Source organism: Methylobacterium sp. D54C (assembly GCF_053345595.1).
This window is the reverse complement of the sequence record NZ_JBKFAK010000010.1, coordinates 82,146-108,234: the sequence shown is the minus strand read 5'-3', so window position 1 is coordinate 108,234 and position 26,089 is coordinate 82,146. Positions and strand designations below refer to the sequence as shown.

Annotated in this window: 23 protein-coding genes; 7 read left to right on the top strand and 16 right to left on the bottom strand. The window is 72.4% G+C overall.

Annotation, left to right across the window (positions count from 1 at the left end; genetic code table 11):
* Positions 1–90: 90 nt before the first annotated feature.
* From ACLBYB_RS19745 to ACLBYB_RS19735, 3 genes are all read right to left on the bottom strand, one after another.
* Positions 91–297, bottom strand: a complete 207-nt coding sequence (locus tag ACLBYB_RS19745; protein ID WP_012321270.1) for a hypothetical protein — start codon at positions 295–297, stop codon at positions 91–93.
* A 116-nt stretch (positions 298–413) separates the two neighbouring features.
* Positions 414–1,976, bottom strand: coding sequence for an FAD-dependent oxidoreductase (locus ACLBYB_RS19740; protein WP_447699746.1), 1,563 nt, complete (start codon positions 1,974–1,976; stop codon positions 414–416).
* Between the two features lie 126 nt (positions 1,977–2,102).
* The gene (locus ACLBYB_RS19735) at positions 2,103–3,011 is read right to left on the bottom strand and encodes a DMT family transporter (RefSeq protein ID WP_447699745.1); all 909 of its coding nucleotides are present in this window, start codon (positions 3,009–3,011) and stop codon (positions 2,103–2,105) included.
* Positions 3,012–3,240: 229 nt separating this feature from the next.
* Between ACLBYB_RS19735 and ACLBYB_RS19730 the strand changes: the two genes are divergently transcribed.
* On the top strand, positions 3,241–4,128 hold the full coding sequence (locus ACLBYB_RS19730; RefSeq protein WP_056533709.1) for a YihY/virulence factor BrkB family protein: 888 nt from the start codon (positions 3,241–3,243) through the stop codon (positions 4,126–4,128).
* A gap of 49 nt (positions 4,129–4,177) precedes the next feature.
* Here ACLBYB_RS19730 and ACLBYB_RS19725 read toward each other — a convergent pair whose 3' ends face one another.
* Positions 4,178–5,953, bottom strand: coding sequence for a glucan ABC transporter ATP-binding protein/ permease (locus ACLBYB_RS19725; protein ID WP_447699744.1), 1,776 nt, complete (start codon positions 5,951–5,953; stop codon positions 4,178–4,180).
* A gap of 377 nt (positions 5,954–6,330) precedes the next feature.
* The gene (locus ACLBYB_RS19720; protein WP_447699743.1) at positions 6,331–6,810 is read right to left on the bottom strand and encodes a CAP domain-containing protein; all 480 of its coding nucleotides are present in this window, start codon (positions 6,808–6,810) and stop codon (positions 6,331–6,333) included.
* 186 nt (positions 6,811–6,996) lie between these two features.
* Here ACLBYB_RS19720 and ACLBYB_RS19715 point away from each other — a divergent pair, with 186 nt between their 5' ends.
* Positions 6,997–8,097 (top strand): diguanylate cyclase domain-containing protein, encoded by a 1,101-nt coding sequence (locus ACLBYB_RS19715; RefSeq protein WP_447699742.1) that lies wholly within the window; start codon positions 6,997–6,999, stop codon positions 8,095–8,097.
* Here the strand turns inward: ACLBYB_RS19715 and ACLBYB_RS19710 are convergent.
* The gene (locus ACLBYB_RS19710; protein ID WP_447699741.1) at positions 8,050–10,752 is read right to left on the bottom strand and encodes a DUF3772 domain-containing protein; all 2,703 of its coding nucleotides are present in this window, start codon (positions 10,750–10,752) and stop codon (positions 8,050–8,052) included. The genes ACLBYB_RS19715 and ACLBYB_RS19710 overlap by 48 nt on opposite strands.
* Before the next feature lie 521 nt (positions 10,753–11,273).
* Here ACLBYB_RS19710 and ACLBYB_RS19705 point away from each other — a divergent pair.
* The gene (locus ACLBYB_RS19705) at positions 11,274–11,822 is read left to right on the top strand and encodes an HNH endonuclease (protein ID WP_020094004.1); all 549 of its coding nucleotides are present in this window, start codon (positions 11,274–11,276) and stop codon (positions 11,820–11,822) included.
* Between the two features lie 16 nt (positions 11,823–11,838).
* Here ACLBYB_RS19705 and ACLBYB_RS19700 read toward each other — a convergent pair whose 3' ends face one another.
* The 3 genes from ACLBYB_RS19700 to ACLBYB_RS19690 form a co-directional block, all read right to left on the bottom strand.
* Positions 11,839–12,090: a hypothetical protein gene (locus ACLBYB_RS19700; protein WP_331297560.1), complete on the bottom strand. Its 252-nt coding sequence runs from the start codon at positions 12,088–12,090 to the stop codon at positions 11,839–11,841.
* 30 nt (positions 12,091–12,120) lie between these two features.
* Positions 12,121–13,065 carry an outer membrane protein gene (locus ACLBYB_RS19695; protein ID WP_056533697.1) on the bottom strand — a complete coding sequence of 315 codons (945 nt, stop codon included), beginning with the start codon at positions 13,063–13,065 and terminating at the stop codon, positions 12,121–12,123.
* A 275-nt stretch (positions 13,066–13,340) separates the two neighbouring features.
* Complete coding sequence (locus tag ACLBYB_RS19690) at positions 13,341–14,315, bottom strand: outer membrane protein (protein ID WP_020094007.1); 975 nt, start codon at positions 14,313–14,315, stop codon at positions 13,341–13,343.
* A gap of 236 nt (positions 14,316–14,551) precedes the next feature.
* On the opposite strand from ACLBYB_RS19690, the gene ACLBYB_RS19685 reads away from it, so the two are divergent.
* Positions 14,552–14,893 carry an MmcQ/YjbR family DNA-binding protein gene (locus tag ACLBYB_RS19685; RefSeq protein ID WP_020094008.1) on the top strand — a complete coding sequence of 114 codons (342 nt, stop codon included), beginning with the start codon at positions 14,552–14,554 and terminating at the stop codon, positions 14,891–14,893.
* A 50-nt stretch (positions 14,894–14,943) separates the two neighbouring features.
* Here ACLBYB_RS19685 and glmM read toward each other — a convergent pair whose 3' ends face one another.
* The 6 genes from glmM to pal all read right to left on the bottom strand — a co-directional run bounded on the left by glmM (position 14,944) and on the right by pal (position 22,174).
* Positions 14,944–16,284, bottom strand: coding sequence for a phosphoglucosamine mutase (gene glmM / locus ACLBYB_RS19680; protein ID WP_447699776.1), 1,341 nt, complete (start codon positions 16,282–16,284; stop codon positions 14,944–14,946).
* A gap of 69 nt (positions 16,285–16,353) precedes the next feature.
* Positions 16,354–17,166, bottom strand: a complete 813-nt coding sequence (locus ACLBYB_RS19675; protein WP_447699740.1) for a sulfite exporter TauE/SafE family protein — start codon at positions 17,164–17,166, stop codon at positions 16,354–16,356.
* Positions 17,167–17,469: 303 nt separating this feature from the next.
* Entirely contained in the window at positions 17,470–19,392 is a 1,923-nt protein-coding gene (gene ftsH / locus ACLBYB_RS19670; protein WP_331289237.1) for an ATP-dependent zinc metalloprotease FtsH, read from the bottom strand.
* A gap of 48 nt (positions 19,393–19,440) precedes the next feature.
* Positions 19,441–20,436 (bottom strand): tRNA lysidine(34) synthetase TilS, encoded by a 996-nt coding sequence (gene tilS / locus ACLBYB_RS19665; RefSeq protein WP_447699739.1) that lies wholly within the window; start codon positions 20,434–20,436, stop codon positions 19,441–19,443.
* Between the two features lie 140 nt (positions 20,437–20,576).
* Positions 20,577–21,566, bottom strand: coding sequence for a tol-pal system protein YbgF (ybgF, locus tag ACLBYB_RS19660; RefSeq protein ID WP_447699738.1), 990 nt, complete (start codon positions 21,564–21,566; stop codon positions 20,577–20,579).
* Between the two features lie 113 nt (positions 21,567–21,679).
* Complete coding sequence (gene pal / locus ACLBYB_RS19655; protein WP_012321252.1) at positions 21,680–22,174, bottom strand: peptidoglycan-associated lipoprotein Pal; 495 nt, start codon at positions 22,172–22,174, stop codon at positions 21,680–21,682.
* Between the two features lie 349 nt (positions 22,175–22,523).
* Here pal and ACLBYB_RS19650 point away from each other — a divergent pair, with 349 nt between their 5' ends.
* Positions 22,524–22,928 (top strand): response regulator, encoded by a 405-nt coding sequence (locus ACLBYB_RS19650; RefSeq protein ID WP_020094013.1) that lies wholly within the window; start codon positions 22,524–22,526, stop codon positions 22,926–22,928.
* A gap of 78 nt (positions 22,929–23,006) precedes the next feature.
* Here the strand turns inward: ACLBYB_RS19650 and ACLBYB_RS19645 are convergent, their stop codons facing one another.
* On the bottom strand, positions 23,007–24,056 hold the full coding sequence (locus tag ACLBYB_RS19645; RefSeq protein WP_447682155.1) for a WcbI family polysaccharide biosynthesis putative acetyltransferase: 1,050 nt from the start codon (positions 24,054–24,056) through the stop codon (positions 23,007–23,009).
* Positions 24,057–24,130: 74 nt separating this feature from the next.
* Here ACLBYB_RS19645 and ACLBYB_RS19640 point away from each other — a divergent pair, with 74 nt between their 5' ends.
* Positions 24,131–25,198, top strand: coding sequence for a GSCFA domain-containing protein (locus ACLBYB_RS19640; protein WP_042675851.1), 1,068 nt, complete (start codon positions 24,131–24,133; stop codon positions 25,196–25,198).
* Between the two features lie 288 nt (positions 25,199–25,486).
* Positions 25,487–26,086 (top strand): nitroreductase family protein, encoded by a 600-nt coding sequence (locus ACLBYB_RS19635; protein ID WP_447699737.1) that lies wholly within the window; start codon positions 25,487–25,489, stop codon positions 26,084–26,086.
* Positions 26,087–26,089 lie beyond the last annotated feature (3 nt).

The window sequence follows — 26,089 nt, the reverse complement described above, 5'->3', positions numbered from 1 at the left end:
AGGCCTGACCGGCGCGGCGACGCGCGACGCTCCGGACACTGATGATCGTGCCTTCAGCCTACCGAAACCTGCTCGCCGGACGGCCCCGGCTCAGCGCCTCTGCTCGCACCGGGTCTTCAGGTAGGACCCGTCCTCGCCCTTGAAGCCGGCATTGGCCGCCAGGACCGGACCCTGGACGAGGCATTCCTGGAGCGTGTGGGCCGGGCCCGTCACCACGTCGATGGCGGTCTCGCGCGAGCAGTCCGGGGCCTGGACGGAGGCGGCGCAGATGAGGGCGACGACGATGATCTGGTTCATGGGGCCTCCCGTGCGGGCCCGGCTCTCGAGACGGCGGGCGGCGTCTACCGAAAGATGGACCGCCCGACCTGGTTCCCTCGGTCCGGCCGCCCCGACGTGGCGCCGATGTCGCGCCGTCACACCAGCGCGGCGAGATCCGCACCGGCCTCGATCCGGTCGGGGGCGGGCACGCGGCCCTCGCCCAGCAGGTGGAGGAACGCCGTGAAGGCGGGGTTGCGGCCGATGCTACAGGCGGCCACCGCGCGGTTGTCGCGGACGTAGTAGGCGATGAAGTCGAGCGCCGCCGGGTCGCCCTGCAGGATGATCCGCTCGAAATCCGGCGCGTAGCCGCCGTAATCCAGGCGCTTGTCGCCCTGGTTGCTCCAGAAGAACGGCGCCCCCGCGAAGGCGCCGGTGGCGCCGAGCATCGCCCGGGCGACGTGCGTGCCGTGCTGCTGCGCCAGCCGCCAGTGCTCGATCCGCGCCGTGACGCCGCTGCCGCACTCCGGGAAGGCCGCGATGTCGCCCGCGACCCAGACGTTGTCGGCGAGCTTCAGGTCGGCGCCGACCGGGAGGCCGCCGGACTCGTCCGGCTCCACCCCGGCGACGATCCCGGTCTTCGGCGCGGCGCCGGCGCCGATCAGCACGAGGTCGGCCGGAAGCCGCGCGCCGTCCTCGGTCTCGACGGCCTCGACGGAGCCGGTGCCGGCGATCCGCGCGACCGTGCCGGTCACGAAGGTCACGCCGTTGCCGGCGTGGTAGCGCTTCAGCGCCGCACCCACGGCCTCGCCGAAGCGCTTGGCGAAGGGGACCTCCTCCCGGGACAGGACCGTCACCGACAGGCCGCGCTTGGTCAGGAAGGCCGCGGCCTCCAGGCCGATGAAGCCTGCGCCGATCACCACCACGCGCGTCGCCCGCTCCGCCGCGGCGCTGAGGCGCACCGCGTCGTCGAGGCTGCGCAGGCTCATCACGCCGTCGAGATCCCTTCCCTCGAAGTCCGGCACCACGGCGCGGCTGCCGGTGGCGATCAGCAGCGCGTCGGCGGACAGGACCCGCCCGTCCGCCAGCGCGACGCTGCGGCCGGCCGGGTCGATCCGCGTCGCCTCGGCCTCGACCCGCTCGACCCGGTGGGCGGCGGCGAAGTCCGGCTCCAGCAGGGTCTTCTCCGCCGGGGTGGGCTTGGCCAGGAACTGCTTGGACAGCTTGGTCCGGTCGTAGGGCGGGTGGCCCTCGCGGCCGACCAGGGTGATCGCCCCCGCGAAGCCCTCGCGCCGGAGCGTGGTGACGCAGGCGGCGGCGGCCGCACCGGTGCCGACGATCAGGACATGCGCGACGGGCGTTTCCGCCCGCTTGGCCGGAGGGGGCTCAGGGCTGAGGGTCGCCACCGCCTCGCCGCCCTCGATCCGGACGGGATAGCGGGTCAGCGCCTCCAGAGCCGGCGGCTCCTCCAGGCTGCCGTCGGCGACCGCGAAGGCCGCCTTGTGCCAGGGGCAGTAGAGCCGGCCGCCGCAGATCTCGCCCTTGGCCAGCGGCGCGCCGAGATGCGGGCACTTCGCCTGGAAGGCGCGCACCCCGTCGGCGTCGCGCACGAACAGCACCGCGTCGTCGCCCGCGGCCCCCTCGCCCTTGCCCTCGGCCTTGCCGCCGAGGGGGATCGCGTCGAGGGCGAGGCGGATCTCGCGGGGCTTGTCCTGGTTCATCCTCGCCTCGCGCGGTGCCGGCCCGGGCCGATCCGGCCCGCGCGCATCAAACCGCGAGGGCGCGAAGGGTTTCCGCGCCTTCCGTCGCAGGGGTCGCGGCCTCGGCGGCGACCGCCCGCGGCCATCTCAGCCGCGGCTCGCCACCGCCACGCCGAGGGCAGCGAGCGCCATGCCGGCGCCCTGCACGGGGGTCAGCACCTCGCCGAACAGCAGGTAACCGAGGACGGCCGCGACCGGCGGCACGAGGAAGAACAGGGCGGCGACGCCCGCCACCGCGCCCCGCCGGATCAGCACCAGCAGCAGCAGGATCCCGGCGACCGAGTTGACCAAGACCGCCCAGCCGAGGCCGAGCCACAGGGCGGGCGCCGGATCGAACGCGGTGCCGCCGAAGGCGAGCGCCAGCGGGATGGCGCAGGCCATGCCGCCGACGAACTGGAGGGTCGCGCCGGCCAGGAGATCGACCTGGCCGCCGGTGCGCTTCTGCCAGAGCGTGCCGAGGGTCAGCGCCAGCACCCCCAGGAGGCTGACGGCCAGCGCCGCCGGCGGGATCCCGGACGGGTCCGTGGCGCCGAGCTTCGGGGCGAGCACGAGGCCGGTGCCGACGAAGCCCATGAGGATCCCGAGCGCCCGCCGGCCGCTGACGCGCTCGCCCAGCAGCGGTTGCGCCAGGAGCGCGGTGAGCAGCGGCTGGAGGCTGCCGACGAGCGCCGCGATGCCGGCCGGCAGCCCGTGGCTCACCGCCCAGAAGACGCCCGACAGGTAGACGCCCTGCATCAGGAAGCCCGCGACGACCGGGTCGCGCCACCCCGCCCGGTCCGCCGGCCAGCGCACCCGGGCGGCCGCGGCGATCAGGGCCAGCACCAGGGCGACGGCCGTGAAGCGGATTGCGGTGAAGGCCAGCGGATCGACGTGCGGCACGACCGCCCGGGCCGAGATGAAGCCCGTGGCCCAGATCGGGATGAACAGCGCCGGGAGAGCGCCGGACGCGAGCGTCGACGGGCGGGAGAGCGTAGGCATGGCCGCCGGACGGAGCATGCCGGCGCGCCCGGCGCAACGGTGATCTCGTCCGCGGGGCGCGACCGGCACCGGCGTGGCGCGGACGCGTCACCGGCCGCCGATCGGGACCGGAGCGGGCCGACGGCGTTGACGCGCGGGTGCCGGCGCCGTTCATCGGCGGACCTCTCCCGGAGAGGGCCGCCCCGAGGATCGCGCGATCGAGGATCGTTGGACACCCGTGAAACCCCTCCGCAGCGGATTACAGGTCATGGGCGTCGCCGCGCAGCGCTTCGTCTCCCATGACGGCTGGGCGATCGCGAGCCACATCGCGCTCTCGAGCCTGACCTCGCTGTTCCCGTTCCTGATCCTGCTGGCGGCGCTCGCCGGCCTGTTCGGCACCCAGTCGCTGGCCGACGAGGCCGGGGTGCTGATCTTCGACGCGTGGCCGCGGGAGATCGCCAAGCCGATCGTCGGCGAGGTGCACCGGGTGCTCACCGAGCAGCGGAGCGGCGTGCTGACGCTCGGCGCGCTGTTCGCCCTGTACTTCTCCTCCTCGGGCGTCGAGAGCCTGCGGGTCGGGTTGAACCGGGCCTACGGCCTGCGCGAGAGCCGGCCCTGGTGGCTGACCCGCCTCGAATCGATCGGCTACGTGATCTGCGGAGCCTTCGCGATGCTGGCCTTCGCGCTGCTCGTGGTGCTGGGGCCGCTGATCTGGCGCAACGTCGTCCTAGTGGCGCCGGGCCTGGAGCCCCTGAGCCTCACGGTGGCGATCGGGCGGATCGCCGTCACAGCCCTGCTGCTCGCCGTTGTGCTGGTCATCGCCCACAAGTTCGTCGCGGCCGGGCGGCGCTCGATCCTGTCGGTGCTGCCGGGGATCGGGGTGACCCTGCTCCTGTGGTTCTTCGCCGGCCTCGGCTTCGGCTACTATCTGGACCGGTTCTCCAACGCCTACGCGTCGACCTACGGGGGGCTGGCCACCGCGATGGTGTTCCTGGTCTTCCTCTACTGGCTCGCCGCCATGTTCCTGTTCGGCGGCGAGATCAACGGCACGGTGATCGCCGCCCGCCGCACCCGCCTGCAGGCGAAGATGCTGGCGCGCCGGGCCGAGATGGAGGGCCGCCGGGCCGGGACGGGGGTCCCGGGACCGGGCGCCTGACGCCTCTCGGCCCCCGCCCCGACGACGCGGTGGCCCCGGCGGCGGCGGCTCACGCCGCCAGCGCCAGCCCCTCGTCCTCCTCCGCCTGGGCCGCCATGAACTGCGCCCGGGCGAGCTCGGCGAACCTGCCGTCCTGCGCGACCAGGTCGTCGAAGGTGCCGGCCTCGACGATCCGGCCCTCGTGGAACACCAGGATGCGGTCGGCGTCGCGGATCGTCGCGAGGCGGTGGGCGATGACGAAGGTGGTCCGCCCCTCCATCACGGTCTCCAGGGCGCCCTGGAGCTTGCGCTCGGTGGCGGCGTCCAGCGCCGAGGTCGCCTCGTCGAGGATCAGGATCGGCGGGTTCTTCAGGAGGGCCCGGGCGATCGAGAGCCGCTGGCGCTCGCCGCCCGAGAGCGACCGGCCGCGCTCGCCGATCACCGTGTCGAGCCCGTCGGCCTGGCGCGCCATGAAGGCGCTGGCCTGGGCGCGCTCCAGCGCGTCGAGCATCTCGGCGTCGGTGGCGTCGGGGCAGCCGACCTGCAGATTCTCGCGGATCGAGCGGGCGAACAGCATCGGCTCCTGGAACACCACGCCGATGTTGTGGCGCAGCGAGGCGAGGCCGACGTCGCGGATGTCCATGCCGTCGATCCGGATTGCGCCGGAGGCCGGGTCGAAGCTGCGGTGCAGGAGGCCGAGCGTCGTCGACTTGCCCGAGCCGGTGGTCCCGACCAGCGCGATCGTCTCGCCGGGCTTGGCGGTGAACGAGACCCCGTCGAGCGCCTGGCGCCTTCCGTCGTACGAGAAGGCGACGTCCTCGAAGCTGACCGCGCCCTCGAAGCGGGCGACCTGCCGGGCGTGCGGCCGGTCGGCCACCGCCGGGACGGTGTCGTAGATCTCGAAGAACTCGGCGATCTTCGGCGCCTGCTGGAACAGGCCGTTGACGAAGCCGACCACGTGGTCGAGCCGGGCCACGAAGGCGGTGGCGAGGCTCATGAAGGCCACGACCTCGCCCACCGTGGTGGTGCCGGCCTGGTAGAGCCAGATGCCGGTGACGAAGATCGCCGTCATGGTAATGGTCGCGGAGGCGCGGGTCGCCACGTTGGCGAGCGCCCACCAGGACAGGACCGGGATCTGAGCGGCGAGCAGGTTGGTGATGATGCCGCGCATCGCCTCCTTCTCGGCCTTGGCGCGGGTGAAGGACTGGATCACCGCGACGTTGCCGAGGGCGTCCGAGGCGTGGGCGGCCAGCCCCGAGTTGAATTCCTCGACCTGGCCCTGGAGCGCCTCGGTCCGGCGCATCACGAAGGTGGTGAGCGCCGTGAAGGCCAGCACCAGCACCACCAGGATCGCGCCGAGCTGCCAGTTGATGAACAGGGTCATCGGCAGGAGCACGCCGAGCGAGACCAGGGCGACGAGGTGATCGCGGAAGAAGCCGAGCCACAGCCACGCCATGCCGTTCGTGCCCTCCAGCATCGCCTTCAGGACGCGGCCGGAATGGTTGGCCGAGTGGAAGGCGAGCGGCAGGTCGAGGACGTGCTCGAAGTAGCTCGCCATCGACGACAGCCGGTTGCGGTGCGCGAGCCGGTCGGCGTGGAGCGCGATGAACACGCCCGCCGCGATGGTGAAGAAGCCGAACGCCACCCAGGCGGCGAGCAGGGGCAGCATCGTGCCCATGGCGTCGCCGCCGCGCTTGAGATGGGTCAGCTGGTCGATGATCCGGCCCATCAGCAGGGGCTCGGCGAAGGCCGCGATCGCCAGGACCACGTTGGTGACGGCCAGGCCTATCGCCAGCCGCCGCTCCGCCTTCAGAAATCCCAGGACCCGCCCGTACAGACGAACCATCGTACCGCTCCGCCACCCCTGGCGCGGCCCGTGTGACCCGGGTCTCACGCCTTCACCGAGGAGGTCCGCGCGGCCGGCATGCGTGCCGGATCCGCGTCAAACCCCTCGTACGAAACGGGTATGCCAGCGCCTGCCTGAACGGGCGATGACGGGCCGATACAGGTTCGAAACAGTCGCCTTTACGGTTGCTTCAGCAAAGTTTCCCGAAGCTTAGCGCGGAGCCGCCGCGCCCGGGGCGCGCGGGCGGTGCCCGACATGCCCGGCGTCGGCGCGGCGTTCGCGCCGTTCAGGACCGATGGCGGCCGGACGTCCGGACGACCGATTCGCCTCCGCCGCCGGCAAGGGAGCCCCCCGCCATGCCGGCCGGTGGGGCTCCGCTACTTCGCGGTGAGCAGCGCCCAGTAGACCTTGTACTTGGAGCCCGGCGCGTAGGCGGTGGCGATCCCCATCCGGGTCGCCCCGGGCGCCAGCATGGTGGCGTCGTGGGGCGGGCTCTCGCGCCAGCCCGAGAAGGCCTCGGCCAGGGTGTGGTAGCCCGCCGAGAGGTTGGCGTTGACGTTCGCGTAGCCGAGCCGCTCGACGGCGGCCTTGACGGTCTGGGCCCGGCTCGGCCGGTCGGCGAGCGCCATGGCGGCCGCCTCGGCCTCGGCGAGGCGCTGCAGTTCGGGATCGACCGTCAGCGGCGGCGCGCCGCGGTTGCGGCGGTAGGACGAGATCATGTCGCGGGCCGCCTCGACGTCGATATGCGCGCTGTTGCTGGCGAGCGGCAGGTAGATGCTCGGCAGCCCGGCGCTGCTCGGCGGCTGGGCGGCGCAGCCGCCGAGAAGCGCCACCGCCAGCGCGGCCGGACCGACCATCCGGGCCCCGGTCCTGATCCGGGCGCGCCCGCGCCCCGCATGTCGACCGTCCCGATCGCGTCTCGTCACGTTTCACCCATCCCTGCGACGGCCCCAACGCCCAGCCGCCATATAGGGGCTGCCGCTCGGCCGCGCATCGGACGGTTAGGGCTTCCTCAAAGGCCCTCCGTCTAAAATTGCACACCGATGACGACCGCGCGTTCCCTGACCCCGGTGGATCTACCCCGCGACCGACCCGTCGGCGGGTGCGCGGACCCGTCGGCAGCGTCTGAGGCGGCGTCGGAGGCCGCGACCGCGCGCGCCCTCCAGCGGGCGATCCTTCGCCAGCAGGCCGGCCTGCTGGCGCGGCAGGAGCGTGCCCTGGCGGCCGCCGGGATGGGCCTCTGGTCCTGCCGCCTGCGCGACGGCGCCCTCGACTGGTCCGGGGGCGTCCACGACCTGTTCGGCGTCCCCCGGGGCGCGGCGCTGCTCCGGCCCCGGATCCTGGACCTCTACGAGCCGACCTCGCGGCGCCTGCTGGAGGCGCTCCGGCACCGGGCGATCGCCGGGAGCGGCGCCTTCGTGCTCGACGCCGAGATCCAGGCCGGGGGCCGGCGGCGCTGGATCCGGATCCGCGCCGCGGTCGAGGCCGAGGACGGGCGCCCCGCCCGCCTGTTCGGAACAAAGCAGGACGTGACCGAGGAGATCGCCCGGCTGGCCGAGCTGAGCCGGCGCGCCGAGTGCGACCCGCTCACCGGGCTGGCGAACCGCCGCGGCTTCGAGGCGCGATTCGAGGCGCGGTTCGAGGCCGGGACGGACGGCGCCGGTCCGGATCCCCTCGCCGCCCTGCTGCTGATCGACCTCGACGGGTTCAAGCCGGTCAACGACGTCCACGGCCACGCGGCCGGCGACCTGTGCCTCCGGCGCTCGGCCGCGCGGCTCGCCGCCGTCTGCCGGGATGCGGCCCTCGTGGCCCGCATCGGCGGCGACGAGTTCGCCGTGCTCCTGCGGGCGCCCGTCGACCCGCTCGCGCTGGTGGAGCGCGGCCGGCGCGTCGTCGCCGCCCTGAGCCAGCCGATCCCGTATCGCGGCCGGGAGTTGCGGATCGGCGCCTCCGTGGGGATCGCGGTAGGAGACGCCGCCGGGATGTCCAGCGGGCGCGGGGGCCGCGCCCGGCTGTTCGGCCGGGCGGACGCGGCGCTCTACGCCGCCAAGGACGCGGGCGGGAACGCCGTCCGGATCGCCCTCGGCGGCGGCCGGTCAGGCGCCGGCAGTGCGCAGGCCGCGGTCGCGCTGGGGCCGGGCTGATTCGCCGCCCTCGGGAACCGCGGCCGGCTGGATGAAGCGGCTGGCGATCTCGCCCATGGCGCTCTGCATCGTGTCGAGGCCCTGAACGGTGACGATGCTGGAGCCGGGCCCGAGCGGCGGGATGAAGCCCGCCTCCGAGAGGGTCGCGAACACCGAGAAGTTCAGGTCGGTCACCACCTTCTGGCCGAGGCTCACGTCGACGATCCAGACGAGCAGCTCGAATTCCAGGAACGGTTCGCCGATCTTCTTGAACACCACCCGGGGCGGGGGCTCCTTCAGGATGTCGGAGTGGCTCTGCGCGCAGGCCGTGATCATCTCGGCGGCGCGCACCGGGTCCTGGTTGCGCAGGACGCTCACCGTGATGCTGACGCGCCCGGTCCGGTCGCCTCGCACCCGGTTCTTCACCACCCCGGAGATCAGGTTTGAGTTCGGCACGATCACGGCCGAGCGGTCGAAGGTCTGGATCTCGGTGGAGCGCACCGAGATCCGCTTCACGATGCCCTCGGAATCGCCGATCACCACCTGGTCGCCGACCCGGATCGGGCGCTCCCACAGGAGCAGCAGGCCGGAGACGAAGTTGTTGACGATCGACTGGAGGCCGAAACCGATACCGACCGACAGCGCGCCGGCCACGATGGTGAGCTTCTCCAGGCTCAGGCCGAGATACGAGAAGGCGAGCGCCAGCGCGATCAGGAAGCCGCAATAGCCCGCCACCGTGGTGATCGAGTTGCGCAGGCCCGCGTCGAGGTCGGTGGCCGGCAGGTAGGTGTTCTCCAGCCAGCGCTGCACCCCGCGGGTGATGAACACGCCGACCACCAGGATGCCGATCCCGAAGGCGATGCTGGAGAGCGAGATCGTGACGTCGCCGACCTTGAAGCCGAAGAAGGCCTGCCGGACCGACGAGACGATGTCGGTGGAGTCGAGGCCCCAGGGCGCCAGCACGAGGACCGCCGCCGCCAGGAACAGGATGAGCCGGGTCGCGCCGGTCGTCAGGACCGAGATCTGGTTGAGCGAGCGCTTGCGCAGGCCGGTATTGGCCTGGAGCGTGGTGGCGAGCCGCGTCTCGTCGCTGAGGGCGCGGCCGACGAAGATGTCGACGCTCTGGACCAGCAGGTAGAGCAGCACGAGGACGGCCGCGTCCCAGATCAGCTGGTCGATCAGGAAGGCCGCGAAGGCCACGTAGCCCACCAGCGCGCCGAGCCCGATCAGCGCCACCGCGGCCCAGCCCAGGAGCCGCGCCGGCCCGCCGATGCCCGTCGTGGTCTTGGTCGGCACGTAGGGGCCGAAGCAGGCCTCCTCCTCCTGCTCGGTGTCGGCGAACCGGTGGAGGCCGACCGCGAGGATCAGCGCGGTGGCGACCGCCCCGATGCCCCGCGTGGCGATGGAGATCGGCAGGGCCGCCGAGATCCCGGAATTCAGGGCCTCGACGGACTTCACCACGGTGATCACCGTGGCGATGCCGACGGCGAGCCGGGTCAGGCGCGTGGCCGCCGCGTCGCTCACCGGGGCGGGCCGCCACGCCGGCTTCTCGGGGCTGAGCAGCCCGTCGCAGAGGGCCTCCACGAAGGCGATGAAGGCCAGCCCGCCGAGGATCGCGGCGGCGACCGGCAGGAGCCGGGACGGCAGCAGGTTGGTGGAATCGAGGGCGTAGTAGACCGCGTAGGATCCGGCCACCGCCGGCACCGTGCCGAGCAGGATCACCCGCCAGGCGGCGAGCATCACGGCGCGCCGCGACGGGTCGGTCTTGGTGGCATCCCGGCGGGCGCCCTTGGGGGCGATGTTGCGCCGGCCGAAATACAGCGCCACCGAGATCCCGAAGGCGAGCCCCAGGAACAGCAGGTTGGCGAGGTTGCCGTTGCGGGAAAACAGCAGCCCGATATCCGACACGGCGCTCTGCAGGGCGCGCGTGTCCCGGGGGACGTCGCCCATCACCTTGGTCCAGAGACCGGGGCCGACCAGCGGCTGGGAGCGCTGGAGCAGGTCGCGGGTGAACGATTCGCGGCGGCGATTCGAGACGCGGTCGACGATCTGGTCACCCTGCACCACCAGGGAGCGGGCGAGGCGCTGGGTCTCGTCGATGCGGGTAACGGCGGCCTCGCGCTCGGCGCGCTCGGCGGCGACGTCGGCGCTCTCCTGGGTATCCTTGGGTTTCGGCCCGAGCTGGGCCAGGCGCTCGCGCGCGGCCTCCAGCGGCGCGTCGAGCCGGGTGACCAGGGTGCGGATCTCGTCGGTGACCGTCACGGCGCTGTCGCGGATGGCGGTGAGGTCGGCCACCGTCAGCTCCGTGTGGCCGAGCTGCTTCTCGCGGGCGTCGAGCTCGGTCTTGGCGGCGTCGAGCTTGGCTCGGACCTTCTTGAACTGCTCGGGAACCTCGGCCTTGGCGGCCGGCGGGGGCGCGGGCTTCGCTTCGGCGGGTTTCGCGTCGGGCGCCTTCGCGTCGGGCGCTTTGCCGTCCGCGGGCTTGGCTTCGGGCGCGGCCTTGGTGTCGGCGGCCTTCTGATCGGAAGACTTGGCGGCGGGCGCCGGATCCTGGGCGAAGGCCGGCAGGGTCAGGGCCGCCGGGGTTGCGAACACCAGCGCGGCGAGCAGGGCGAGTGCGCGGGACGGGCGCGGCGCGCCCTCCGGCTTCCGGGTCCGCGCTGGGATACGATGCATGAGCAACCTCTCGTCGGGCGCGCGGCGGCCGGCCGGAGTCCGGCATCGGCGAATCGGCGGCGATCGGGGACCGGGCGGGCCTCCTGGCGGCCGGGCGCTCTGGGCGAGCAATAGGGCGAAACCGTGCCGCTGCCCACCCCGGGCCGGATCCCGCGCCGGGTCCCACCCCCGCGAGCCCGCTGTGGGTGCGTCCCCGGGGCTCATCCGGAAAAGCTTCACAAGGGTGTCACGCTGGGATTAGATGAACACCTGATGGACAGGGCCTTTTCGTTGCTACGCGAAAGGGCGCGGCCGGTGGCGATACCGGCCCGGCCCGGCCGCGTTCCGGATGCTACCGCATCGACCGGCGCCCCCGCGCGCCGGCCCGCCGCCCTGTTGTTCCCTCCGTCTCTCCCGTCGAGCCGTCGCTCCGCGCGCCGGCCCGTCCTGCATCGGCCCCGGGCCGGTTCGGACGGGCCGGCGGGGCGGCGGCATGGTCCCGCGCGTCCCACGCGCCAGAGCTAGTCCGAAGAGTCGCGCCGATGATGGATCTCCAAACCCTCGTCCTCAACGCGGATTATCGGCCGCTCTCGTACAATCCGCTCTCCCTCTGGTCGTGGAAGGACGCCTTCACGGCCCTGTTCCTCGACCGCGTCACCCTGGTGGCGAGCTACGACGTCGAGGCGCGCTCGCCCTCGCGCGCCCTGCGGGTGCCGAGCGTCGTGGCGCTGAAGAACTACGTGGCGCTGGCCCGCAGCCCGGCCTTCACCCGCTACAACATCTACCTGCGCGACGGTTTCAGCTGCCAGTATTGCGGCCTGCGGCTGCCCTCGGGCGGCCTGACCTTCGACCACGTGGTGCCGCGCTCCCGGGGCGGCCTGTCGAGCTGGGAGAACGTCGTGGCGGCCTGCTCGCCCTGCAACCTGCGCAAGGCCAACCGCACGCCGGACGAGGCGGACATGCCGCTGATGACCGAGCCCCGGCGGCCGACGCGCTACGAGCTGCACCACCGGCAGCCCGAGTTCGATCACCGCCAGTACCATCACACCTGGCTCGACTACCTGTACTGGGACAGCGAGCTGGAGAGCTGAGGGCGGCGCGGAGGCCTCACCAGGCCGGCTCGCGGCGGGGCGGCTCGTTGTACATCGGGACGTTGTGGTTGCGCGGCAGGTAGCCCCGCACCAGCACGGGCGGGGGGACGGCGGGAACGGCCGGCACCGGCCTCACCCGGACGATCCGGCGCGTCGGGTGATGCGCCCCGCGGCGCTCCGCGAAGGCCGGTCCGTGGGCGAGCACGAGACCAGCGAGCAACGCGGTGCGCGACGCCAGGGGCCAAAGCCTCGAGGGACGGTCAGTCATTGTCAGGATCCGGCCGGCGCGGGGGAATGATCAGAACTTGAGGGCCGCACCGCCGCGGACGGTATTCAGCTCCGCCTTGTGACCGTTGAAGTCCTGGAACCGCACGTACTGGTACTCGCCGCGCACCAGGATGTTCGGCGTGATGGCGTATTCCAGGCCGAAGCCGAGGGCGACGCCGCCGATGGTCTTGGTCCGGGCATTCGCGGTCAGCGTCGTCGGCGCGTACGGGACGGTCTGGACGCCCTGCCCGGTCGGCGTCGAGTTGTTGAGCGGGAAGTTCGGATTGAAGCTCGCGTAGCCGTGATTGTAGACGGCCACGGGCTGCCCGGTGGTCAGGGCCTGGTTCGCCGCGTAGGTGGTGGCGCTGTAGCCGTAATTCTGAACCGCCACGGTGTCGTTGATGGTCACGCGGCCGATCGCGGCGCCGGCGGTGACGTAGGGGAGCAGATTGCCGAACGCGTAGCCGGCCCGGCCCCGGATGGTACCGTAATCCTCGATCCGCGTGTTCGAGGTTCCGGACAGATTCACGTCTTCGGAGACACCTCCGGCGGTCGTCACGTTGCGACCGATGCGGTTGGTCGACCAGCTTCTCTGATCCGTGTGCGTGTAGTCGGCCTCGATGCCGAGGACGATATCGTCGAATTGCACGTTGTACCCGGCGAAGGCACCGAAGCTCGCCCCGTGGGTTCGCGTGCCCGGCAATGACAGGATTTTAGAGACGCTGAACTCAGTCTCGATGTCGCGATAGCTGAAGTAATTCGCCAGCGTGGACTGCATCGCGTTGCGCTGCGACAGGCCGCCCGACGTGAAGCCGCCGTGGCCGCCGACATACACGCCGCTCCAGTCGACCACCGGGGCCGGGACCGGGTCGTAATCCGCGCCGCGCAGGTAATCGTAATCCAGATCCGCGGCGCGCGCGGTGTTCACGCCGCAGAGACCGAGAACCGCCAGCAGCGGGAAAGTGACGGTACGCATCGGGATCGTCCTGGGACGGAAGAGACGGACGGCGGATCGAGCCTCGACACGGTGATACGCCGGTAACCTTAATTCTCCGTTTCTCGACTGCGAGAGGCACGTCTCGATCCGAGGATGCCAGTCCCGGGACGTCGTGGCGGTTATTGGGTCGGCCAAGGACGGGCTGAGGACAGGCCGAGAACCGGACCTGTCGCGACGGGGCGCCGAAACGCGAGACGGCGCGGAGACCCTCCGCGCCGTCGTCGTCCGTCAGGGGGATCGCGGTCGAGGCGCGATCAGTACTTCCGCACCAGCGGGCCGGGGATGGGCTCCGGCATCAAGGGCGGAAGCGGGGCCGCCACGAAGCCGCCGAGGTAGTAGCGCAGGCCGATCTTCACGTCGTGCGCCTCGATGTCCTTGATCTTGATCGCCTGCAGGCTGCCGGTGCAGCACGGGACGAAGCCCGGGCCGGTCTCGGCCTTGCCGAGGTTCAGGTAGCGGTAGGCCACTTCGATCTTCAGCGCGTCGGTCACGTTGTAGGCGAGACCGGCGTGGAGTGCCCAGGCGAGGCTGCCGGTGGTCTTGTCCTTGTAGAACTTGCTGCCGCTGTTGGTGTTGTAGACCGGATTGCCGTTCGGGTCGTAGACCGGGGCGTACGGGATGCAGCCGCAGCCGGCATTCGTGTAATCGTACGCGTAGGTCGGGCTGGTGAACTGCTGGTTGGTCGAGTAGCTCGAGACGTGGTTGAACGCGTAGCCGACGCCGCCGCCGATGAACGGCGTGATGCCGTACCACGTGCCGAGGTCGAAATACGCGTTGGCCAGCACCACTGCGGAGTCGAAGTTGCCGCTCGACTTGTTCACGCCGTACGACCCGAGCCCGTTGTCGAAATCCGGGCCCTTGTAGTACTCGCTGCCGCGCAGGCCGGTGGAGTAGCGGTACTCACCGGTGATGTCGCCGCGCAGGAACGGGGTGAACTGGTAGCCGACGCCGACGCCCGCGAAACCGCCGCCGCCGACCGCGTTGCCGAAGGCGCGGTTGGACTCGGCGTAGCCGGTGTAGTCGTAGGCGTCGCTGTAGCGCGGACGGGTGTAGATGCTCGCGCCCACGTCGCCGCGCAGGTACCAGCCGCCGCCGACCTCAATCGGCGGGGGCGGCGGGGGCGGGGGCGGCGGCAGCATCAGATCCGCGGCCGCGGCGAGGCAGGGCGCACCGACGCTCGCCGCGAGCGTCAGGCTACGCACCAAAGCGTTCAGCTTGGAGCGGGCCATGAGGATTCCTTCACTGGACTCGTGAGCCGGACGCGCGGCGCGCGGTCCCGGGGTACGAGGGCAGGATGGAAGGAACGTCTTAAATCCGGCTTAACGTTAAATGTTAGGCTTGCGCATCCGTTGCCGAACTGTCGAAACCGATATCCGGGCGAGACTTGCTTGTTTCGGCTGCGCTGCGCCGCCGGGGTCAGCGCAGTTCTTCTATGGGGGCCGGACGGCGCGGGGGCTGAGGCCGCATGGGACCCGACGACGTGCGCATCCTGGCGCTGATGCTGCCCGAGGCGGTAGCGGGCGCCCACAGCGGCAACCCGGATTTCCGGGTCGGCGGCCGGGTCTTCGCGACCCTCTGGGTCGAGGAGGCGCGGGTCGTGCTGCGCCTCGCGCCCGCCGATCAGGCCGCCCTCTGCGAGGCCGAGCCGGACCTGTTCGCGCCGCTCGACGGCGCCTGGGGGCGGCGGGGCTGGACCAATCTCGACCTCGACCCGTGCGCGGAGGAGGTTCTGCGGGCGGCGCTGCTGGCGGCGTGGCGGATGACCGCACCCGCGGAGCTGCGCGCCGCCTACGCCGATCTGGGCTGACTCGGGCTGCCCCCTTCGGAGTCGAGCCGCGCCCCTCCGGGGCTCCGGCCTCAGGCCGCCGCGCGGGTGACGGCGTCGACCACCTCGTCGACCACCGCGTTGACGAGGCCGCGGTCGTCGCCCTCGGCCATGACGCGGATCACCGGCTCGGTGCCCGACGGGCGGATCACGAGGCGGCCGGCATTGCCGAGCCGCTCGCGGGCGTGCTCGATGGCGCTGACCACGCTGTCCTCGCGCAGGGGCTCGCCGCTCCGGTAGCGGACGTTCTTGAGGATCTGCGGCAGCGGGTCGAAGCAGTGGCAGACCTCGCTCACGGGCCGGTTCTGCCGCTGCACCACGCTCAGCAGCTGCAGGGCGGCCACGAGGCCGTCGCCGGTGGTCGTGTAGTCCGACATGATGATGTGGCCGGACTGCTCGCCGCCGAGGTTGTAGCCGTGCGCCCGCATGTGCTCGAGGACGTAGCGGTCCCCCACCGCCGTGCGGGCCAGGGTCAGGCCGAGACCGCCGAGGAAGCGCTCCAGGCCGAGATTCGACATGATCGTCGCCACCACGCCCGGCTGCGTCAGGCGCTCGTCCTCCTTCCAGGAGCGCGCCACGACGGCCATGAGCTGGTCGCCGTCGACCACCTGGCCCTTCTCGTCCACGATCAGCACCCGGTCGGCGTCGCCGTCCAGCGCGATGCCGATATCGGCCCGGCGCTCGCGCACCATGTCGATCAGGGCCGCGGGCGCGGTCGAGCCGACATCCCGGTTGATGTTGAACCCGTCCGGCTCGGTGCCGATGGCGATCACCTCGGCGCCGAGCTCCCACAGGGTCTCGGGGGCGACCCGGTAGGCCGCGCCGTTGGCGCAGTCGACCACGACCCGCAGCCCGTCCAGCGTCACCTGCCGCGGCAGGGTCCGCTTGGCGAACTCGATGTAGCGGGCGTGCACGCTCTCGATGCGCTTGGCCCGGCCGAGGTCGTTCGAGCCGGAGAGGCGCTTGTGCATGTCGGCTTCGATCAGCCCCTCGATCTCGTGCTCGATCGCGTCGTTGAGCTTGAAGCCGTCGGGCCCGAACAGCTTGATGCCGTTGTCCTCGAACGGGTTGTGCGAGGCCGAGATCATCACGCCGAGATCGGCCCGCATCGAGCGGGTCAGCATCGCCACGGCCGGCGTCGGCACCGGCCCGAGCAGGAGCACGTCCATGCCCACCGAGGTGAAGCCGGCGACGAGCGCGGTCTCGATCATGTAGCCCGAGAGGCGGGTGTCCTTGCCGATCACCACCCGGTGGCGGTGGTCGCCGCGCTGGAACACGAGGCCGGCGGCCTGACCGACCTTGAGGGCGAGCTCCGGCGTGATCACGCCGTTGGCCCGGCCCCGGATGCCGTCGGTTCCGAAATACTTGCGCACCATCACGTCTCCGGCGCCCGGTCTCGCGGACCCGGCACAGCTTAGCAGATTATCGCGCCCGCCGGCGGCTCACCGGCCGGCAGAGTCAACGGGGTGCTCCCCGACAAAGGCGGTCGAAATGGGGCGCCCGGCGCGCTGCAGGAGCCGCGGCGCCGAGGCCGAGACCAGCACGAGGCCCGAGACGGTCAGCAGGCCGAGCACGAGCCGGCGGAAGGCGACCTCGCTGAGGCCGAGATAGATCCGGGTGCCGAGCAGCGTCGGGACCAGCATCGCCGGCAGGACCACCGCCAGGATCGGCAGCGTCGCCCGTGTGACGAGCCCCGCGGCGAGGTAGGTCGCCAGGGTGACGCTGAGCATCGCGAGGTTGAAGTTCTGGATCACCGAGCGCTGCACGTCGCGCTCGTAGCGGCGCAGGGTGCACCAGAGGGTCGGCAGCACGCCCGTGAAGCCGCCGAGCCCGCCCATCATCCCGCCGCCGAGGCCCACCGCGGCGTCGGCGAGCCGGCCGCCGGCCGCGATCCGCGGCAGGTTCCGGGCGAACAGCATGGTCGGGCACCAGACCATCAGCAGGAGGCCGAGGAGCGTCTTGAACCAGTCGGCGTCGAGCCGCGGCAGCAGGAGGACGCCGAGGGGGATGCCGGCGAGGCCGCCGAGGACGAAGGGCGCGAGGCGCCTAGTCTCGAACCCGCGCCGGACCGAGACCGCCGCGATGACCTGGCCCGTGAAGGCGCCGGAGACGGCCAGCACGGCGGCGAGCTGCGGGTCGATCACCCAGGCCCAGAACGACAGGGCCGTGAGGCCGAAGCCGAAGCCCGACAGGCCCTGGACGAAGCCGGCGACGACGGCGCCGAGGGCGACGACGAGATAGGTCGAGACCGGCATCGGGGGTTTCGCGGCGGCCTGTGGAAGGGACCTGTGTTTCCGATTCGGCGGAGTCCGCCGAGCCTCCGGCCAAGCTGACGCGCGCGATCCGCCGACAGGAGGGCCGGTTTGTCACGGGAGACGCGGCGACGATCACGCGTCGCCGGCGAACGCCGCCGCTGATGAGGGAGCGCGACGCGGCCCCGCGCGCGGTCCTGACAGCGTCCTGAAAGCGCGCCGAATCCGCACGCGCGTCGAAGGAGGCCGCACGGAACGAAAAAGGGCGCCTCGCGGCGCCCCCTTCGCTCGTCCGATTCCGCGACCTCAGGCCTGCGGCTGCGGCTCCAGGCCGCCGTCGCTCTCCTTCGGCCGGCCGCGGCCCGCCGAGGGGACCGAGGAGCCCCGGGCCGGGGTCGGCGGCACGTCGCCGCCGTCGCGGATCGGGGGCTGGCCCTTGAGCAGGTTGCGGATCTCCTCGCCCGAGAGGGTCTCGTACTCGAGGAGCCCCTGTGCCAGCGCCTCCAAGTCGTCCTTGTGCTCGGCCAGGATGCGGCGCGCCTCCTCCAGACCGGTCTCCACGAGGCGGCGGACCTCGGCGTCGATCTTCTGGGCGGTCGACTCGGAGACCGATTGCTGCCGACCCATCGACATGCCGAGGAAGACCTCGTCGTTGTTGTCGCCGTACGCGACGGTGCCGAGCTCGGGGCTGAAGCCCCAGCGGGTCACCATCATCTTGGCGAGCCGCGTCGCCTGCTCGATGTCCGACTGCGCGCCCGAGGTCACCTTCTCGCGCCCGAAGATCATCTCCTCGGCGATGCGGCCGCCCATCATGATCGCCAGCCGCGAGGTCATCTGCTCGAAGCTCATGGAGAGCTTGTCGCGCTCGGGCAGCTGCATGACCATGCCGAGGGCGCGGCCGCGCGGGATGATGGTCGCCTTGTGCACCGGGTCGGTGGCCGGGACGTTCAGCGCCACGATGGCGTGGCCGCCCTCGTGGTAGGCGGTGAGCCGCTTCTCGTCCTCGGTCATCACGAGGGTGCGCCGCTCGGCGCCCATCATGACCTTGTCCTTGGCGTCCTCGAACTCGTGCATCGTCACGATGCGTTTTCCGCGCCGAGCGGCGAGGAGCGCCGATTCGTTCACGAGGTTCATCAGGTCGGCGCCCGAGAAGCCCGGGGTGCCGCGCGCGATGGTCTTGAGGTCGACATCGGGGGCCAGCGGCACCTTGCGGACGTGGACGCGCAGGATGCGCTCGCGGCCGGTGACGTCCGGGTTCGGCACCATGATCTGGCGGTCGAAGCGGCCGGGCCGCAGCAGCGCCGGGTCGAGCACGTCGGGGCGGTTGGTCGCCGCGATGATGATGACGCCCTCGTTGGCCTCGAACCCGTCCATCTCCACGAGGAGCTGGTTGAGGGTCTGCTCGCGCTCGTCGTTGCCGCCGCCGAGGCCGGCGCCGCGGTGACGGCCGACCGCGTCGATCTCGTCGATGAAGATGATGCAGGGCGCGTTCTTCTTAGCCTGCTCGAACATGTCTCGCACGCGGCTGGCGCCGACGCCCACGAACATCTCGACGAAGTCGGAGCCCGAGATGGTGAAGAACGGCACGTTGGCCTCGCCCGCGACCGCCCGGGCGATCAGGGTCTTGCCGGTGCCGGGCGGGCCGACGAGCAGCACGCCGCGCGGGATCCGGCCGCCGAGCCGCTGGAATTTTTGGGGGTCGCGCAGGAATTCCACGATCTCCTGCAGATCTTCCTTGGCCTCCTCGACGCCCGCCACGTCGTCGAACGACACGCGGCCGTGGGCCTCGTTCAGGAGCTTCGCCTTCGACTTGCCGAAGCCCATGGCGCGGCCGGCGCCCGACTGCATCTGGCGCGAGAGGAAGATCCAGGCGCCGATGAAGACGAGGATCGGCAGCCAGCTCACCAGCAACTGGATGAACCAGGGGGTGTTGTCGGACGGGGGACGGGCGGTGATCGTCACGCCCTTGCCCTGGAGCTTGGAGACCAAGCTCGGGTCGTTGGGCGCGTAGCTGGTGAAGTTGCCGCCGCCGACATAGGTGCCGGACACGTCCTGCCCGGAGATCACCACCGACTGGATCTTGCCGGAATCGGCGTCGTTCAGGAGCTGGCTGTAGGCGATCTCGCTGCCGCCGCCCCGGTGGCCGGGGTTCTGGAACAGGGTGACGAGGGCCAGCACCAGCAGGAAGATGACGACCCACAAGGCAAAGTTGCGAAAATTCGGGTTCATCGATCAATCCCTGGCGCGTGCGACCCCCAGGACGGACCCGCCACGCGGCTATTCCGATCCATCCGTGCACACTCCGCCAATGTAGGCGGGGGGCTCTCCCTTGCCAAGTAAGTCGGGAGACCCTGCGGCGAGGGCAGCACCTGCGGGTCCGTGCCGGCGCGGCGGCGCCGGGGCGAGGTTCACGCCCCCGCCCGCGTCGGCGGCGACGAGGATCCCCGCGAGGGTGCGGCGGACCGGCTCCCGGCGGCGCAGGGCCGGCAGGAGCGAATCGAGGACGAGGGCCTCGAGGCGCTCGAGGCGGCGCGGCGCCGCGCCGGCCCGGGCCAGGGCGAGATCCAGGCAGCGCAGGGCCACGGCGTCCGGCAGGGCCACCAGGGCGCGCCCGTCGAGCCGCAGGCCCGCGCCCGTCTCCGGCCCGGGTCGCAGCGCCCCGTCGAGGGCCCGCTCGGCCGCGCCCCGGAGCGCGGCCTCGTCACGGGCGGCGCGCTCGGCGAGCCGGGCGAGGCGCGCCCGGGTCAGGCCCTCGCGCTCCAGGGCCGGCCAGGCCGCGCGCAGGCGGCCGCGGGCGAAGCGCGGATCGCCGTTGGCGGGATCGCGCAGATACCCGATGCCGCGCGCCGCGCACCACGCCTCCAGGCTCGCCTTCGGCAGGTGCAGGAACGGGCGCCCGAGGGCGAGGCCGGGACCGAGGTCCCGCTCGGCGCGCATGCCGGCGAGCCCCGCGGGGCCGCTTCCGGCCGCGAGCCGGATCAGCACCGTCTCGGCCTGGTCATCCCGCGTGTGGCCCGTCAGCACGAGCCCGGCGCCGACCGCCCCGGCATGGGCGGCGAGGAGTGCGTAGCGGGCGGTGCGGGCCGCGTCCTGCAGGCCGGTGCCGGGCTTCGCGCCCGTCCAGGTCAGGGTCGCGTGGGGCAGGTCCAGCGCCCGGGCGGCGCGGCCGACGCCCTCGGCCTCCGCGCCGGATTCCGGCCGCAGGCCGTGATCGACGGTCGCCACGCGCAGGGACGCGCCGGTCGCGTCGCGCAGGCGCGCGGCGGCGTGCATCAGGGCGCTCGAATCGGGACCGCCCGAGACGGCGAGGAGAACGCCCCGCCGGCCGCGCGCGGCCCGGTCGAGCCAGGGGCGGAGGGCGCCGAGGACCGGGTCGCCCGCGGCGCCCGAGCCGCTCAGAGCGCCCGAGACGCTCAGGCGCCGCAGCGGGCGCGCTTCTGCTCGCGGGCGACGCCCTGGCGGACGCCGGTGCCGGCATTCGGGAACTTCCGGTCGAGCTCGGCCAGGGTCGCGCAGGCCTGCTCGCGGGCGCCGAGGGCGTTGAGCGTGACGCCGAGCTTCAGCATGGCGTCGGGGGCCTGGGCGGAGCGGGCGTAGTCGGTCGAGACCTTCAGGAACTGCTCGGCGGCCTCGCGGTTGCGGCCGCGGGCGAGGTAGCTCTCGCCGAGCCAGTAGGTCGCGCCGGCGACGCGGTTGTCGCGCGGGTGCGACTGGATGAACTGGCGCAGGCCCATCTCGGCCTGCTCGTACTGCTTGGCGCGGTACAGCTCGACCGCGGCGTCGAAATCGGCGGCCGGATCGCCGGTCCGGGTCGCCGCCACGCTCTCGGAGGGCCGCGCCGGGATCGCCCCGGTCCGGGCCGGCGGCCGCAGGTCCACGGGCTCGTCGTAGCCGGAGGTCCCGGCCTCCGCGTCGTCCTCGCCGGACTCGTTGAGCGCGCCCTGGGGCAGGCGCTGCGGCCGGGGCGCCGCCTCGGCGGCCTCCTCGGCCTCGCGGGGCGGCAGCGGCGCGGAGGGCTGCGTGCTGCCGAGCTGCATCGGGGCGCCCGGGGCGCCGGGGGCCTGCGACGGGTCGAAGGCGTCGCCGCGCTTCCCGGGGCGGCCGGCGCCCGGATTGCCGCCGTTGACGGGCCCCGACGGCGCGGGCGCGGCCGAGGGCTTGCCGCCCTTGCCCTCGTTCAGGCGGTACTCGACGTCCTCCTGGAACTTGCGCAGCTGCTCCTTGAGCTGGCGGTTCTCGTACTGGAGGGTCTCGATCTGTCCCGCCATCATCCGGGACTGGTTCTCGATGCGGCCGAGGCGCACCACCAGTTCCGAGGCGTCCTGCGCGGCGGCCGGGTGGCCGAGGAGCGCGGCACCGAGGGCGGTGGCGAGGGCGAGGCGGGTGCGAAGGTGGGCGGGCATGGTTCGGCTGCGGTCCGGTGTCGGCGCGAGGCCCTAACAGATGCGCCGCACCGCGGCAAAACTGCGGCGCGGAGGCGGCCGCATGCCGCCTCCGGACTCGTTCGCGCGGCGGCCTACGCGCCGGCGCCGCGGTCGAGGACGATCACCGCGCGGCGGTTCTGCGACCAGCAGGAGATGTCGTTGCACACCGCCACCGGCCGCTCCTTGCCGTACGACACGGTCCGCATCCGGCTCGCCGCGATGCCACGGGTGGCGAGGTAGTCGTTCACCGCCTGGGCCCGGCGGGCGCCGAGGGAGAAGTTGTACTCGCGGGTGCCGCGCTCGTCGGCGTGGCCCTCGATGATGAAGGTGTAGCGCGGGTAGCGCTGCAGCCACGCGGCCTGCTTGTCGAGGGTCGCGGTCGCGGTCGGCGTCAGGTCGGTGGAGTCCGACTCGAAGAAGACCCGGTCGCCGATATTGACGACGAAGTCCTGCGCGCTGCCCGGGGTGGCGGCGCCCGCCCCGAAGGCGGAGGCGTCGGCGAGGTCCTTGTCGTTGCTGCAGGCGCCCAGGCCGAGGGCGGCGACGAGCGCGAGGCCGAGGGCGGCGGCGCGGAAACGCTGGGGCATGGTCTGAAAAACTCCTCGAGCGGTGCCGAAGGCCGGCTGCTGGTCTTCGAGGCGGGTCCGCGTAATCCTCGCGCCGTTGGTAGGCGGGGTTGGTTAAGCGACGGTTCCGCCGGGCGGCGCGGGGGCGTGGTGACGGTCCGCACCGATCGACGGCGTGCGCTGACGCACCCGGACGCGCCCGGAATGCGGCGGCGGCGGGGCGGCGGGCCGCGACGCGCCATTTCGGCCGCCCCGGTTGCGGCGCTGCAACAGGCGCCGGGCCTCCGCCGGTAACGGTCGCGGGCCAGGCTTTAAGAGATCCTCAACCCTATCGGTCCCTTATCGGCGGGCCGAAGACCGGACCTCCCGCATGCGCCCCGCCCAGAGCGTCCTCATCGTCGAGGACAGCTACCTGCTCCTCGAGATCGTCGCGAGCCTGTGCGAGACGCACGGCATCCGGGTGATCGAAGCCTCGACGGGCGAGGCCGCGCTGACCGTCCTGCGCGACCGGGGCGCGGCGATCGACTGGCTGTTCACCGACATCCACCTGCCCGGACTGATCGACGGCTGGACGGTGGCCCACGCCTTCCGGGCGATCCACCCGGACCGGCCGGTGGTCTACACCTCGACGGACACGCACGGCCGCAGCGGCGTGCCGGGCAGCCTGTTCCTGCGCAAGCCCTTCCAGATGCAGGAGGTCAACCGCCTGGTCCGGATGATGGTCGAGGGCCTGGGCGAGGCCGGCTCCGAGAGCCGGCTCTGCGCGGCGGGCTGAGCACGGACCCTTCCGAGCGGGATTGTCGTCGCGCGCGCCGCGAAGCGACCCGGGACGCCGCGGCGCCCGGAGGCGGCCTCAGCCGCCCCGGAACAGCGCGACGATCTCCGGCGCGGCGAGCCACGCCTCGACCCGCGGGCAGGCGAGATCCCCGGGGGGCATCGCGTCGTAGAGGGCGAAGCTCGCCGCGACGAAGCCCGGCAGGTCGTAGAGCACCGGGAAGTCGTCGCCCCGCGGCTTGGTCTTGAACAGGTACGAGCCGGTCAGGCCGAAATGCTCGGCGATGGGCGGGTAGATCGGCCAGACCACGTCCTGGGCCAGCTCGTCGCCGAGGTAATCCTCGATCTCCACGGGCTCGGGCGTGAGCCCGTTCTCCTGCAGCAGCCGCCTCGCGATGTCGCCGAGGACGTGGACCTTGGGATGGTTCATCAGGTGCATGAAGGCGCCGCGGCGCGCCCAGCGGGTCACCTCGCGCTCCAGCCCGAAACCCAGGGCGTCGGCCGCGCCGACGAGTTCGCGCACCGCCGGGTCCCAGTGGTCGAGGTAGCCCAGGCGGGCGAACACGTCCTCGCGGAACAGGGCGGCCGTGCGGCCGGCATCGAGGCCGAGCCGGTGGGCGGTGACGACGATCGCCGAGTGGTACTGGCCCAGCGGCGACGGCGTCAGCTTCAGCGCGGCGAGGTCCGAGGCCTGCCCGACATAGACCATGTCCGGGTGGAAGGCCGAGAACACGATCGACGGGAACAGCTTGAGCCGCGGGTCGGCCGCGCGCAGAGTGGCGACGTCGCCGCCCGGGATCAGCCCGGCCGGGAAGGCCTGCGAGAAGACGTGGTCGTGGGCGCGCAGGGTCCGGATCAAGCCGTCGACATGGCCGTGGTCGCGCTTCAGCGAGCCCATGGGCAGGTAGCGGACCGGGCTCTTCGGCGCGAGCAGGCGCATGGCCCGGGCGATGCCCCGGGCCTGGCAATTGCCCAGCACCGCGATGCTCGGCCCGTCACGGGTCGTGGCGGTGCGGGCGCGGTTCCGCCATGGTGTCGCCCAGGTGGGGGCCCAACGGGTAGGCGTCCAATCGGGCGCCGAGCGGGTGAACGCGCTGCGGGCGCGCCGGGGCAGGTCGTTCAGGGCCACGTCGCGTGCCGGTGTCAGCGGACGGAACAGCGCCCCCGAGGGCCTGCCGCCGTCGTGAAGAAGAGGGTTCGAAGATGGCGTTGAATCCGTATACGGGTCTACCGGCCGAGCGATTCTGGCGCAAGGTCGTCACCAACGTGCCGCCCTTCGCGGTCAATCCGCACCCGAAGGACACGTTCGTGATCGGGCCGACCGACAAGGTCGCCACCGGCGGCTCGTGCTTCGCCCAGCGGGTGGCCGAGGCGGTGCGCGGCGCCGGGTTCAACTACTACCTGACCGAGCCGCCGACCCCCGGCATGAGCGCCGAGGAGGCCAATGCCCGCCAGTTCGGCACGTTCTCGGCGCGCTACGGCAATCTCTACTACACGCGCCAGTTCGTGCAGCTGTTCGACCGGGCCTACGGCACGTTCGAGCCGGAGCTGAAGGCGTGGCTGCGCGACGACGGCCGCTACGTCGACCCGTTCCGCCCGACCGTCGAGCCGGCGGGCTTCGCCAGCGAGGCCGAGGTGGTCGCGGCGCGCGACGCGCACCTCGCCGAGGTGCGCCGCCTGTTCGAGACGCTCGACGTGTTCGTGCTGACGCTCGGCCTCACCGAGGGCTGGCGCTGGCGGGCCGACGGCGCGGCGCTGCCGCTCGCCCCCGGCGTCGCGGGCGGCACGTTCGACCCCGCGCTCTACGAGTGCGTGAATGCCGGCGCGGGCGAGGTACTGGGCGACCTCAACGGCTTCCTCGACCGGCTCTGGAGCGTGAACCCGAAGGCGCGGGTGATCTTCACGGTCTCGCCGGTGCCGATGATCGCCACCTACATGGACCGGCACGTGATGGAGTCGAACAGCTACTCCAAGTCGGTGCTGCGGGTGGCGGCCGGCGAGGTGGTCGGCCGCGGCGACCCGCGGGCGGTCTACTTCCCCGCCTACGACATCGTCACGAGCAACGTGAATGCCGGGCGCTACTACAACGAGGACCAGCGCACCATCAACGACGCGGGCGTGCGCCACGTCATGCGCCTGTTCCTGGCGACCTTCGCCCGCGACCGGGTCTCGCCGGCGCCGACCCACGCCCCCGTCGACCTCGCGGCCGAGTTCGAGGGCAATGCCGGCGTGATCTGCGACGAGGAGGAGATCGAGCGCAGCGTGGCGTGACGGGGGGCCGAGATCGTCACCGGAGCGGCCGCGGCCATCGGGCGGCCTGCATCGTCTTCACGAGCGTAGCGAAGTGACCCAGTGTAACGCGACATCGACAGTCGTGGCGCTGCCTGGATTGCTTCGCTCCGCTCGCAAAGACGGCAGCGCTCCGAAGATCCCGCCGGGCAAACGCTCGAGCCCTTCGCGACCGTCACGGCGGCCGGGGCGATCCCGCGTTTGCCTCCAGCCCGGCCTTTCGGGCAAGCTCGGCCGCCCGGGCGCTCGCGCCTATCGGAGACGAATCCCTTGAGCCTGCCCCCGCCCCGCCGCGCCGACCACGACATCGATCCGGTCTTCGTGAAGCGGCACTCGCCCCGCGTCTTCACGGGCGAGGCCGTGCCCGAATCCGAGCTGATGCGGATGATCGAGGCGGCGCGCTGGTCGCCCTCCGCCTACAACTCGCAGCCCTGGCGCTTCCTCTACGCGCTCCGGGGCGACGCCCACTGGGACACGTTCTTCGACCTGCTGGTGCCCGGCAATCAGAAATGGGTGTCCGGCACCGGCGCGATCCTGTTCCTCGTCTCGAACGGGCTCATGAAGGTCGGCGACGAGCTGAAGCCCTCCTACAGCCACTCCTTCGACGCCGGCACCGCCTCGCTGGCCTTCCAGCTCCAGGCGATCCACCAGGGCTGGCACGCCCACGGCATGGTCGGGTTCGACCACGTCCGCGCGCCCGCGGTGCTGCGCCTGCCCGAGAATCACCGGATCGAGGCCGCCTTCGCGGTCGGCCGCAAGATCCCGGAGGCGGACCTCACCGAGGAGCAGCGGCCCCGCGAGACCCCGAACGGGCGCCGGCCGATCACCGACTTCACCATCGCGGGACCGTTCCCGCCGGCCGCCGGCTGAGAC